Origin of the sequence: Amycolatopsis sp. CB00013, from assembly GCF_001905755.1 — a bacterium.
GTDB classification, from domain to species: domain Bacteria; phylum Actinomycetota; class Actinomycetes; order Mycobacteriales; family Pseudonocardiaceae; genus Amycolatopsis; species Amycolatopsis japonica.
This window is the reverse complement of the sequence record NZ_LIWC01000001.1, coordinates 249,843-263,238: the sequence shown is the minus strand read 5'-3', so window position 1 is coordinate 263,238 and position 13,396 is coordinate 249,843. Positions and strand designations below refer to the sequence as shown.

7 protein-coding genes are annotated in these 13,396 nt (G+C 65.0%); 6 read left to right on the top strand and 1 reads right to left on the bottom strand.

Annotated features, from left to right (window positions below; all coding sequences use genetic code 11):
* Positions 1–14 precede the first annotated feature (14 nt).
* A complete protein-coding gene (locus tag AMK34_RS01105; RefSeq protein WP_143202311.1) occupies positions 15–3,335 on the bottom strand; it encodes an NB-ARC domain-containing protein in 3,321 nt (1,106 codons plus the stop codon).
* 472 nt (positions 3,336–3,807) lie between these two features.
* On the opposite strand from AMK34_RS01105, the gene AMK34_RS01100 reads away from it, so the two are divergent.
* From AMK34_RS01100 to AMK34_RS01075, 6 genes are all read left to right on the top strand, one after another.
* Positions 3,808–4,479, top strand: a complete 672-nt coding sequence (locus AMK34_RS01100; protein WP_158073269.1) for a Crp/Fnr family transcriptional regulator — start codon at positions 3,808–3,810, stop codon at positions 4,477–4,479.
* A 67-nt stretch (positions 4,480–4,546) separates the two neighbouring features.
* Positions 4,547–5,452 (top strand): hypothetical protein, encoded by a 906-nt coding sequence (locus AMK34_RS01095; protein WP_073842350.1) that lies wholly within the window; start codon positions 4,547–4,549, stop codon positions 5,450–5,452.
* Positions 5,452–7,473, top strand: a complete 2,022-nt coding sequence (locus AMK34_RS01090; protein WP_073842349.1) for a hypothetical protein — start codon at positions 5,452–5,454, stop codon at positions 7,471–7,473. Before AMK34_RS01095 ends, AMK34_RS01090 begins: the two co-directional genes overlap by 1 nt.
* A gap of 2 nt (positions 7,474–7,475) precedes the next feature.
* On the top strand, positions 7,476–8,213 hold the full coding sequence (locus AMK34_RS42435; protein ID WP_143202310.1) for a hypothetical protein: 738 nt from the start codon (positions 7,476–7,478) through the stop codon (positions 8,211–8,213).
* A gap of 167 nt (positions 8,214–8,380) precedes the next feature.
* Positions 8,381–10,492 carry an ATP-binding protein gene (locus AMK34_RS01080; protein ID WP_073842347.1) on the top strand — a complete coding sequence of 704 codons (2,112 nt, stop codon included), beginning with the start codon at positions 8,381–8,383 and terminating at the stop codon, positions 10,490–10,492.
* 416 nt (positions 10,493–10,908) lie between these two features.
* Positions 10,909–13,374: an ATP-binding protein gene (locus AMK34_RS01075; RefSeq protein ID WP_083649706.1), complete on the top strand. Its 2,466-nt coding sequence runs from the start codon at positions 10,909–10,911 to the stop codon at positions 13,372–13,374.
* The last annotated feature ends 22 nt before the right edge of the window (positions 13,375–13,396 follow it).

Genomic DNA, 13,396 nt, shown 5'->3' with positions numbered 1-13,396 from the left:
TCCGCAGGAACGCCCTACTGGAGTGCAGAACGGAACGAAAACTCGTACAATCCCCTTGTTCCGCTGGCCAGGATATCCATCCTGCCGGGCTCCCAGCACACGTGGCGCAAGTGGCCATCGACGCGGGTCGCCGCGCTGCACTGGTGAGTGCGCAAGTCCCAAATCCGGAGTTGCCCGTCGTGTCCGGCGCTGGCGAGCCATCGGGAGTCAGGGCTCAGCGCGAGGCTCAACACGGTGCCGCTGTGTCCCCGTAGTGTGGTGATCAACTGGCCCTCGGGTGTCCACACGTTCAGGGCTCCCCGGACGTGACCACTGACGACTGTGGCGCCGTCCGCGGGTACGACAAGCGCACGGGCGATGCCGTCCTCAGTGTCCGCGAACTGAGTTCGCATCGTCCCATCCGGTTCCCAGATCCGGATTTCGCCGCCGTCGTGCGCGCAGGCGAGCCAGTCGCCACCGGGGCTCACTGCCGTGGCCATGACCCATCCCTGGTCGTGGGCCACCGCACGCGATGATCCGCTCCGATCCCAGAAGCGGAGGGTTCCGTCCATTCCGCCGGTGGCGAACCAAGTATCGTCCGGGCTGATCGCGGCCGTCAGAACGGGCCGCGTATGCCCGGACAGTTCGAGTTCTTCGGTACTGTCCGCGTTCCAAACGAGCACTTTACCGACGTCGTCCTTTCCCCCAGCGCCGATCATGTAGCGGCCGTCGCGGCTGATACGAACGCAGTCGAGGTGAAGGCCGTCGGGCCAAATCGTTCGCCGTGCCCCGTTGGTGGCAAGGTCGATCAGCACGGCCGAATCGGAGTCGTCGACAGCGATCCTCCTGGACCCGTCCGGACTGATCGCCAGCACGGCGGTCAGCTCGGCGAGCGTCGTTCGCCGCTGCCGCGATACGGCGCTGACGTCCCATATCCGGACCGTTCCCCGCCCATCGCCGGTGATCAGATGCTTGCCGGTTCGAGTGAAGACGACGGAATCGATCCTGGTTTTGGGATGGGCGTCGACGGTCGCCCGCAACTCGCCTTCGAGGGTCCACAGCCGGAGTTGGCCGGCATTGTCCACGGTCGCCAAGTCATGTCCGTCCGGCGCGACGGCCAAAGCCCGCACGGGATCGCCGTCGGCAGACAAGATGGTCTGACAAACGCCGTCGAGCCCGGTGATCCGGACCGTCCCGTCGTCGCTTGCCGTGGCGATCCATTGCCCGGCGGCGCCGAAGGCAAGGGCGTTGATCCCGCCAGTGTGGCCTGCGAACGTGACGATCGGGTGGCCTGTTCTGTCGAACAACCACACCGCGACGTCCCTCACCACGGCGATCATGGTCGAGGCAGGGTTGACGGCGACAGCGGCGCCGCTGCTCCAGGCATGGGGCGCGATCGAAGTTTTCTGCCCGGCGCGGTCGATGACCTCCAGTTTCGAGGTGACGACCCAGTCGCTGTCCGAGCTCCACGCCAAGCCGCGAGCGTACGTCGGGACGGAGGCGATCAGCTCTCCGTCCGTGTGCCAGATCCGCAGTTCAGACGTACGTCCGAAGGGTCCGGCCGCTGCCAGCCAGTGCCCGTCGGGGCTCAGCGCGAACGCGCTCGCGCCGTCGGGCATTTCGAACGTCGCTCGCGGCGAACCGTTGGCGTTCCAGAACCTGACCTGAGGGGAACCGCGGCCCGCGGTGGCGAACCAGTCTCCGGTGGGGCTGCTTTCCAAGCACTGCACCGCCCCTTTTCCGACGCTGATCGTGCGAGCGTTGGCAGGATCGGGCGCGTCGGGCAGCGGCCGGGAGGGCATCAGGTGGCTGTAGTCGAGCTTCGCGAACTGTTCACCAGCCAGGGAAGCCAACCGCGCGTCGCAGCCGAGCCTCGTCAGCAGCAGCGGCAGCATGGCACTGCGAGGCTCGATCGAGGCGAGCAAGTGAGCGTTTTGGCTGATGGCCTCCCCGATCACCGGCGCCAGCGAAGCGCTGGACTTCGCCAATTCACTTTCGGCGGCGGGCGGCCCGAGCCAGCGCAGCACGACGGCCAGCCACCGCGGGTCGCAGGCGAGCGAGCTCAGTTCCTCTTCGAGTCCTGCCTCCGCGAGGTGAGTGCTCAGCCTCTCGGCCAGGTATCGTTCCTCGTCCGCCAGCTCCCGCCACGGAGCGCCGGTGCCGCGGTACGCCTCGACAAGGTCGCGATGCATGTCCCGGGCGGCGTTCCCGGCGCGATGCCGCAAGTAGTCACGGATGACGTCGTGCAACCGCATTTCGGGACTGTCGCCGAGTTCGAACCGTTCGACCAGGGAGAGGTCACGCAGGTCAAGGCACAAGCGCAGTGATTCGTCCGCGCTGAGCGTGCCGTGGCGCGACCAGTAGACCGTCAGCACGCTGAACGGGATCGGCGTGTCCTCGGGGAACACCGCCAGGCTCAGGAACCGGTCCAGCCACCGTTCGTCGAGCTTCGCCAGCAGACGAAGGCTCGCATCGATTGTCGCGTCCACGGCAGCTGCCCTCTGGTCGGCGTTTCCCGGGTCGAACGCGGCAGGCCCTCTGACCGCGAGCTGGTCCACCACCCAGCGAAGCGCGGAGTCCAGTGAAGCACCCGTACGCAGCAAACGCCGGATTGCGCCGTTGGTGATCCGCAAGAGGACCGGCCAGCGACCCGTTCGTCGTAGCAGTTCACCGACGCTGGCGCTCTCCGCGTCGGCGGGCAAGCAGTCGAGCAACAGCTCTTCCGCCTGTGCTTCGGTCATCTGGTCGACGACGACCGGGTCGACATCGGCAGGCAAGATGGCCGGTTGGCGCGTGGTCACCAGGCGCACACACCGATCTTCGCCGAACAGGAACGGTGCGAGCTGGGCGGCTCGCCAGACATCGTCGAGGACAAGGAGCCGGGGGCGATCCCGCAGAAGAGAACTGAGGAAATACCCTGCTTGCTGCGGGTCCACATAAGTCGGCCTGCTCGGCGCGAGCTGTGCCGCCAGATCGTTGATCTTGGCGGCCAAATCGGTGCCGGCGGCATCCTCCCCCACCGTCAGCCAGAGGACTTCCTCGAATCTGGAGCGGATGCGACGGTCCCGGCATACTTGAGCGGCCAGCGTGGTCTTGCCGAAGCCACCTGCCCCGCCGATCCCGCTGATGACGACGGCCGACGTGGATTCGACGACACCGAGCCGTTTCACCACCTGCTCGATCAGCTCAGGACGGGCGACCACATGCTCGGTCTCGGGCGGGAACATGAACAAGGGAGCTCTCGGCGGGATATCCGGCGTGCTATGAAGGTGAAGGTCGCCATGAACGTCACCGACTTGCGCGACATTTCCCGCAATACCAACGAAACGATTGGTTGCCCCGCCGTCCCCTGCCATGGCCCTCACCCCTTGATCCGCGCCGAGTTTACGTCAATCGATCCCACCCGTTCAGCAGCGGGAAAGGTTCTGAAGCACGACACCCGCCGCCGCCAACGGGGGGGTGAGCCGGGTGCCCACAGTCCGACGAACCGGCCTTCCTGACCGAGCTGTAACAGACCGATCAGCGGGCGGCATCCTCGCGCACCGACGACCACGTGGGGCGGCTGCCGACTTACTGCCTCGCACACGTCATCGATCCGCCTGAGTCCTACTTGTGTAGGACTTGATACGACCCCAAGATCACTCTTCGTCACGAGGCTCCGGAGGTCGCGGAAGCTATCCCGCCGAAGTTTCGCGTGCGCAGCGCTCACTGATATAGACAAGCCGGTAACCAGGAACCGCTGCGTGCGGATTCGTGTGAGACAACAGGGTCCGGCTGAACGGGTGGTTCGCCTGACATTCAGCCTCCGGCCGGTTATCGTGATTGGTCGTGCCAGATGATCATGCACTCCGGGGGTTTCGCGCGCTCGTCCCCGAACGCACCTGGTCGACGTTGTGCAAGCTCGGCTTCCGACGCGCGTTCAGCAAGGGCGAGCCCATCTTCGTACGTGGCGCTCCGGCGAGCTCGGTTCTGCTGCTGACGTCCGGGCGGGTCGAAGTGGGGTGCCACACTGAGGACGGCGACTACCGCCTCATCGCCCTGCGCGGTGCCGGAGATGTGATCGGCGAGGTGGCGTTCGAGGTCGGTGGGGTGCGGACTGCCGACGTTTTCGCATTAGAACCCTGTGCAGCTTTTGCTGTGCCCTTAGGCACCTTTGAGCGCGTGCTCGTCGCCGACGGTGTCCACCGGGAGCTCGGCCGGTATGTGGCAGCCAAGCTGCAGCGGGCGGGTCAGGACTCGGTGGACATGTTGAGCCTGCCCCCGTTGCGGCGGATCGCGCGATTGATGGTGCAGTTAGCCGACTTGGCCGAGCCGGGACATGACCCTCGCCTGATCCCGCTGTCGCAGACCCGGCTCGGGCACGTGCTGGGGCTGTCCCGCAGCCTGGTGGCCGGCCTGGTCGCCCAGCTGCGCCAGGAGGGCATTCTGAGTGCCGAGCGCAACCTGACCATCGAACGGTTCGACAAGCTCCGCCGCCACGCATACCCCAACAGGGAGTGATGCAGGTCACTTTTGTTCGTCTTCCGGTGGACATCACCCCACGGTCCAGCAGGCCACAGTGCTTCCCATGACTGAGGACACGCACTCCCCCTCCGACGAGCTGCCGCCGTACCACGCGGTGCTGTCGGTGGACGTCAAGAACTTCAGTGGGGTTACCCCCGCCGATCATTACGCACTCACCGAGTTGATCCCTACCATCCTTGAGCGCGCGTTCGAGCGTTCGGGCCACGCCGCGGTCTGGGCAGACCGCCGGTTTCCGGCCGGTCGTGGCGACGGGTTCGTGGTCGGTTTCCGGCCAGAGACCCTGCCGATTCTCGTCGGGTCGTTCCTCGATGCCCTGCAAGACGAACTGGCCTACCACCACCGTCTGCGCCTCGGCCAGTCCGGCGAGCCGACCCGGCTGCGAGTGAGCGTCGCGGTGGGCCCGCTGATCGATTCCGGGAACGCCCGGCTAGGGGACGGCTCAGGTGCGGCAATGATCGAGACGCACCGACTCCTGGACTGCGAGCCAGTCCGCATGCTACTCGCCAGTTCCGAACCTGAGGTCACGTTCGTCGCTGCGGTGCTCTCGGCACGCGTTTACGAGGACGTGGTGCTCTGCGGGTACACGACGAAGGCACCGGCTGAGTTCGTTCGCGTCCCGGTGTCAGTGAAGAACTACGTGGGCGACGCTTATCTGCACGTGCCGAAACCCTCAGGTGATCTGCTGGCCCGCGGCATCGGCACGCGGGACGAGCTCGTTCCCGAGGATTCGGCTTCAACGGACGAAGCTCCCGAAGCCGAAAGTGCAGTGACCAACACAATCAACGGCACCGTACACGGGAACGCGATCCAAATGCGGGACCAGAATCGCTGGACCGACAAATCCCGGCACTCGCACCAGCACACCACCGGCGACGGGAACATCGTCACCGGCGGCAGCGTGAGCGGCGGTATCCGACAGCACGTCCGCAAGAACGGAAAGAAAGACTGATGACCACGGATAGCTTCACCGCCCCCACCGATAGCACCTCGGTCACCGGCGACGGCAACGTGACCGTGCGCGGCGACGTCACCGGCGATGTTTCCATCGACGTGCAGAAGGGAGACATGATCCAGGTCTTCGGCACCGGCAGCGGATACCGGGATCTGATCGTCCGGGACGAGATCGACCCTGGCCACCTGCGCTGGCTCGAGGACCGATTCGCCGAGCCGCACGATTTCACCGGAATCGTGAACTCGTTGCGTAACAACAAAGTTGTCTTCCTCTACGGCCGCCCGCACAGCGGACGGTGGACGGCCGGCGTCTTGGCGCTCAAGACCGTATCTAACGCCGAAACGCCGACGATCAACGTCATCGAGTTCGACGAAGAGACCCAGCTCGACTTGCGCCGCGTCGCACAGAGCGCCCACATCCTGCTCGACCTGACCAAAACCGACAACGACGTGCTCGACAACGCCGAAAGCCAGCTCAAGAGCTTCCTAGGTACCGTCGCGGCCGCGGAAGCACATCTCGTCGTGCTCCTGCCCGAACCACCACCGCCTGGGTTGCACGCGCTCTATCAGGGCCGGATCAAGCAGCTCATCGAACCGGCTGCCGGAGACGTGCTGCACGCACACCTGCAGAAGACTTCGGTTCCTGCGGAAATCGTGTCTGATCCCAAGATCACCGAGGCGCTCACGTCTGCCCGCCCCGCCGACGCGGCCTGGCTGGCCGACCTAATCGTTCGCGAGTACCACCTCGCGGGCGTGAACGCCGCCATCGGCACCGTGGTCGAGAAGGCGGTCCTCGCCTACGGCAACTGGACGGCCGAGCTGATCACCGTCGTCGACAAGGAGGAAGACTGGAACCAGCGCAGCCTTCTGCTCACCGTGGCCCTGCTCGGTGGGTGCTCCACCGAAACCCAGTACTGGGCGGAACGCGCACTACTCACCACCGCCGGCTACACGCCCCCCACCGGGAAGCTGCTAGAGGGCCGCGGCTTCGCCGGCCGGCTGACCGAGCTCAAGGGCGTTAGCTTCGCCGACGACCGGGCACAGTTCGACCGCCTCGGCTATGACCGTTCGGTGCTCCGGCACGTCTGGCGCGGATACCCCGAACTCCGCGACAGGCTAGTGAAGTGGGTGACCGACCTCGGACTTGGACAGCAGCCTCGGCTGGACGATGACGCCAGGACTGGCATGGTGAGCCGTTTTCTCGACCTCTGCGCATCCCAGGACGCCACCAAATTCATCACGAAGGTGGCTGAAAACTGGGCGGGCTCCGGCAAGGCGGTGCCCGCCCGCATGGCCGCCGACCTCCTTACTGCAGGAGCGCTCGACGATCGCAGCGCTCCAGTGGTGCACCGCCAGCTCAACGAGTGGGCTCGAAAATCCGACCTCGCCCCCGCGCTCGTCGATCTCGTGCTGACAGTCTGCCAATCCGAGTTTGGCGGCAAGCACACGGACAAGGCGCTCACCCGGCTAGGCAATCTCGCCCTGCACACCGAGCGCCAGGTTAGCGACAAGGTCGTGGCGGCCGTGCTCGCTCTAGTTCGTGACAACGGCGCGTTCCCGCAGGTGTTAGCAAAACTCGACGAGTGGCTGCGCAGCGGCAAGGATCGGCAGCGGGCTGTCGCGGTGCGGATCTTGCGCGAACTGCTCTCCGTGGACGCCGGCGAGTTCATCGGGGTGCACCGGCAGGCGCTGGTCCGGGTTTGGCGGGTCCTGCTGGCTGTGGAAGACCACGCGCTCGTCCATGAAGCGATCGGATCCTGGCTGGACCTGGCGACTGGCTCGGACCAGCGGGTTTTCCTGCTGGCCGTGCTCGGCGAAGCTGCGACGGCGTTCGACGCCTCGGTCGCGCGGATCGGGACGGTGCGCATGGCTGCCGACCGCTGGCTCGGATTCGTCCCCCGCTACTGGGACGACCATGACAGCACCGACCCGCGCCTTGTCGTGCATCAGGCGCTGGCAGAGGCACTGCTGTCCGGGCATCCGTTCACCGCACAACCCCTCCGGAACGAGGACTCCTGAGCATGCGATGGCGCCGCCGCACGACACCGGTCGGGTTCGCACAGGAGGAGCCCGACCGGCGCGCACCATTTACAGGCGCAGTTCCCAGTGAGCTGCCTAGCTTCGACTTCGAGGTGCGCTGCACGGTGGTCTGGAACGCATCTCCAGCCTGGCAAGAAAAGGCTTGTCGGGAGGTCGTAGCCCATGCCATCAATCTGCTGAGCAACTACTCGCCTACCCACGCAGACGTCGCCGGAACCCGACTAGCCGCGGACCTGGCGGCAGGTACAGTGCTGTCCAACGATCCCCCGGTTCGTGTGAGGGCAGAAGATGTAGTCGTCACCGTGGCCCCGGACCAACTCGAACTGGCACAGCAACATGCACAACAGCTCCGGCAACGAGAAGTCGCCGCCGCCGGGCACGAAGTCGAACGGGCCGAACTCACTTACCTGAAGAACACCGTCTTCAAGAACACGGCATCGGCTGCGCTCTGGTGGTTGCGACACCACGACTACGACGTCACCAAGCTGAGCTCGGTCGTCGAAGACCTAAACCGTACGGTAAAGATCGTGGCCGGCGACGACATCCTGCCCCCAGTGGACGCACTCATCACCGCTCTCGACGCGCTAATCCCGGATCTCGCTCCAAGCACACGATACGAAACCCACGATCAATTAGCGAAAATTCTCGACGTCTTGGGAAAGACCGAGAACGCGGACGCCTTGCGCTCCCAATTACGGCAGCACTCGCCGGGTGATTGAGAGGATGGCTGGGGTCTGTCCGGCACAAACGGCTCATCTCTGTTGCACAGCGTCGTTGGCAGAGAGGTGCCGTTTCGCGAACAGTCCCCTCCCAGTGACGAAGCTCAGCAGCTGGTATCTCTGAGCTGCGGAGGATCAGCGGCCTGCGATCGGGCACACTGAGGGGCATGGTGGGGACCTCAGAGGGGCAGAACGTGATCCGCGGTGATGTCCTGGGCAACGCTGTTCAGGCGAGGGATATCGGCACGATCGTCCTTGAGCAGGCGGGGCGCCCGTCGGTGGTGCCGCAGCAGCTGCCGGCGGCATCGTCGCTGTTCACCGGTCGCGAAGCCGAGCTGGAACGGCTAACTGCGGTGCTTGAGCACGAGCTGGGGAAGGGTTCCACGGTGGTGATCTCAGCTCTTGCTGGCGCTGGCGGGATCGGGAAAACATGGTTGGCGCTGCACTGGGCGCACCTTCACCAGGATCGTTTTCCAGACGGGCAGCTGTTCGTTGACCTGCGTGGCTTCGACCCCAGCGACGACCCGATGCCACCGCACGAGGCGGTCCGCGGGTTTCTCGACGCCCTCGGAGTCGCCTCGGACAGCATTCCCGCGGAGCCGTCGGCACAGGTCGGGTTGTACCGCAGCCTGGTTGCAACGCGACAGATGCTCATCGTGCTCGACAACGCCCGGGACAGCGACCACATCACCTCGCTATTGCCCGGTGGTTCCCGCTGCACGGTGCTGGTGACCAGCCGGGATCAGATGGCCGGCCTCATCGCCCGGCACAGCGCACAACCGGTCACTGTCAAGGAACTCGACGAGCAGCAGTCACATGCGCTGCTCGCCCGCCGGCTGGGCGAAGCTCGGCTGGCGGGCGAGCCCGCCGCGGTGGCTGAGCTGGTGCTCAGCTGTGCAGGGTTGCCGCTGGCGTTGAGCATCGTCGCTGGCCGCGCGATCCTGGACCCGCACGTTCCCCTGGCGGAGCTGGCCGCGGAACTGCGTGACACCGCCACTCGTCTGCAGGCGCTCGACGAGGGAACCCCGACCAGCAGCCTGGAAACGGTGCTGTCCTGGTCCTACCGTGCCCTCACTCCAGAACAGGCCACGGTGTTCGCGCTGCTCGGCGCGGCGCCCGGGCCCGACATCAGTCTGCCTGCCGCCGCCAGCCTCACCGGCACACCAGAACCCCAGACCCGCACGATCCTGCGGTCGCTCGAGCGCGTGTCGCTCATCAAGCAGCACGCGCCTCAGCGCTACCAGATGCACGACCTGGTCCGGCTCTACGCCGCACGCCACACCGAGCCCACTGCCGAAGCTCAGGGCCTGCGCCGCCTGGCGACCTTCGCCTGCCACACCACGCACGCCGCCGACCTGCTCATCGCACCCAGCCACACCCCCATCAAGCTCGACGAGCTGGTTCCTGGCTGCGTACCCCGCCAACTCGCCGACCGTGACGACGCCTGGACCTATCTCACTACCGAGCGGGCCAATCTGATGGCCACCCTGCAGCTGGCGGCGAAGAAGGGGTGGGACTCGGCGGTATGGCAGCTCGCCTGGGCCCTGACCACCGTCCAGCTCCGCCAGGGGCACCTCCAGGACTATCAGACCGCATGGAAAGCAGGACTGGCCGCGTCCCAGCACCTGCCCGACGTTCGTCTCCGCACTCGCGCCTACCGCCATTGCGGCCGCGCCGCCGCGCTGCTCGGCCAACATGATGACGCACTCCACCACCTGCAAGACGGCATCTCCTGGGCACAAGAGCACGGCGACCAGCTGGGTGAGGCCCACACCCATCGCGCACTCGCAGTCGCCTGGGACCAACGCAACGAATACCAGAAAGCCCTAGAGCACTCCGAACGCGCCCTCCGCCTCTATGAGGACGTCGGTGACCCGGCCAGCAGCGCTCACGCCCTCAACGAGATCGGCTGGTACACCGCCCAAATCGGCGACCTCGACCACGCGCATAAGCACTGCACCGACGCCCTGGCACAATGTCGAAGCCGGCAGGATCGCAGCGGCGAAGCAACCACACTGCTCAGCCTCGGCTACATCGCCCACCACACCGGTGACACCGACCACGCGGTCAACACTTATCAGCACTCCCTTTCCCTCTACCGGGAACTCGGCGATGCAGCATCTGAAGCCAACGCGCTCGATCTCCTCGGAGATGCGATTCAGGCTCAAGACAAGGCGGCGGCACGCGAGGCCTGGAAACAAGCTCTCGAGCTGTTTCAGTCGCAATACCGCACGAAAGACGCCGACCGCGTCCGTCTGAAGATCAGCACCGTCAGCTAAACAGTATTTTTCAGGAGTGTGCTGCATTGTCCGTGTCCTGAAGCCGGCGTCTGCCTTTGCCTGAAACGGAGATCCCCGCAACTGTGAGATATTGCTTCATGGAGCCGAGTGCCGTGTCCATCGCCGTTCTCGATGACAGAGTCCAGCTTGCGGCAACCCGCGACGACGCCGCTGTGTGGCGTGGACGGCCTACTCGGCCAAAATTCGAAGAGTGCGACCAGCCGAGTGAGGTTACGGCAAAATCGCGGGTGGCCGGTCACATCGCTGACGGCGAGTTCACCGCCGCATTCGACGACAGCCCCAAGGTGTCAGCAGCTGCCGTCACGGCGACGAACGGCACAAGTCCGCCTCGGCGCAGCTGACCGCTACGGTGGATCGACACCGTATGGACAACGAAACCACGACATGAGGTGCCGATGACGGCTAGTGCCGACACGCCGCCAAACGAAGAGCGACAACTGGCGGTCCGCAATGTCCATACCGGTCCGGTCAGCGGAAACCTGGTTCAGACCGGCGCCATCACCGGCGACGTGCACGTCCACTCCCCGGCACCGACGCCGGTCCCCCGGCAGTTACCGCCGGTATCCACATATTTCGCAAGCCGCACTGAAGAGATGGCGGCCATTACCGAAGCCGTCGATCGCGCCGGTGAGCAACAGGCAATAGTAACCGCGCTCGCCGGAATCGGCGGCGTGGGTAAGACCACGCTCGCGTTGCGGTGGGCCCATCATCATCTCGATCGCTTTCCGGACGGTCAGTTGTTCGTCGACCTTCACGGCTTCGCACCCACGGGCGAGCCCACGCCTCCCGCGATGGTCGTGCGCGGCTTCCTCGACGCGCTGGGCGTCGAAGCGACCCGCATGCCCGTCGGCACAGATGCCCAGTTCGGGCTTTACCGGAGTCTCGTCGCGGGGCGCCGGATGCTGATCATCCTGGACAACGCCGCGGACGCCGACCAGGTCACGCCGTTGCTGCCAGGTAGCGCCTCCTGTGTTGTGCTGGTCACCAGCCGCCACCGTCTACCAGGGTTGGTTGCGGCACACGGTGCTCGCGTGCTGTCAGTGGGGTGCTTGTCGGCGGCGCAGTCACGCCAACTGCTGTCGGCTCGCCTGGGTAGCCGGCGCGTCGACGACGAACCCGGCGCCGTGCACACTCTCGCGGAGTGCTGCGGTGGCATTCCGCTGGCTCTGAGCATCGTCGCCGCCAGGGCCGCGGACCACCCTCGTTTCCCGCTGGGGGATCTCGCCGCCGAAGTGCGCGACGAGGCTACCCGTCTGAGCGCCCTGGACGACGGCGATCGGGCCGCGAATCTCCCTGCCGTGATCTCCTGGTCGTATCGAAGGCTGTCCGCGGAACAACTGCGCGCTTTTGTCTTTCTCTGCTGCGCTCCCGGCGTCGACGTCAGCTTTCGCGCCGCGGCCGAACTTACCGACCTGCCCGACGGTCAGCTGAGGACCATTCTCCGGGCCCTGGAACGTCTGTCGTTGTTAGAGCAACCCGTTCCTGGCCGATGGCAGATTCACGATCTGCTCCGGCTCCACGCCGCCGAGAACGCAGTCCACGCAGTCGGCCCCGGGGTCAGCAATGACTTGGCCGCGGCGACTTGGCGACTCCTGGGCTACTACCTGTCCTCCAGCGCGGCTGCCAGCGAAAGCCTGAATTCCGCCAAGTCTGCGCCCAGCGGCACTCGATCGGCTGCCCGGGCATCGGCTGTCGCCTGGTTCGATGCCGAGTATCCCAACTTGGTGGCATCTGTCAAGATGACCAGCCTGTTCGGCGCCGAAGATTATGTCATCAACCTGACGAACCGTCTCTACCACTATTTCGACCTGCGAAAAATGGTGCCCGAATGGCTCACCACGCATCGCCTTGCCCTGGCCTGCGCTCGACGGATCGCGGACCGGAACAGTGAGGGAATACTACTCAACAGTCTTGGCAGGATATACCAATACTTGCACCAGTGGAAGACTGCCGCCAACTACACGGAACAATCGAGCTCTATCTGCCGGGAACTGGGTGACAAGCGGGGCCTGGCAACAACATTAAGCAATCTCGGCTTGGTCCATCAGAATATGGACCGCCACCACGACGCCGCCCGATGTCATCGCGAGGCACTCGCCGTGTTCCGAGCGATAGGCGACCGCCGCGGCGAAGCGTCCACACTCAACAACCTCGCCTTGTCGCAGCAAGATCTGAATGAATGGGGCGACGCTTCCAGCCTGCACCGACAGGCAGCAGACCTGGCCCGCAAGCTGAACCTGCCGCACCTCGAGGGAACAGCACTCGACAACCTGGGCCTGACCGATCAGCACTTCCAACGCCCCCTGAAAGCCATTCGACGGCACAGGCGGGCCCTCGACATCTTCGAGAAACTAGGCGATCTTCACCTCCAGGCCACCGCATTGAACAATATCGGGTCCGCATACCAGACCCTCAACAGATGGCAGGAAGCCGCCGAGTACCACCAACGCGACTTGGCCATCTGCAAAAAACTCGAAGACAGCGCCAGCGAACTCGCAGCACTGGAACACCTCATCACCATCAGTAATCACGTGAAAAATCATAATTTAGTGATTAATTATTCCGTTGAAGCAATCCACATATGCCGCCGACTCGACACCAAGCCTCGCGAGGGCAGGGCCCTCAACGCACTTGGCGAGGCCCTGCAAACTCTCGAACGCTGGCACGAAGCCGACAACATCCATACCACCGCTTTGGCTATCTTCCGGTCACTCGGCGACAGACACGGCGAAGCGCTGACCCTGGCTTATCTCAGTCGCGTTCGCCGCGGGACACACAGGTACGACGAGGAACTCCTGCTACTCGAACAAGCACGCGCCATCATGAAGACGCTCCCAACAGAACAACAGGCGACCGAATAGCATAAGGCACGAATCCAGGACC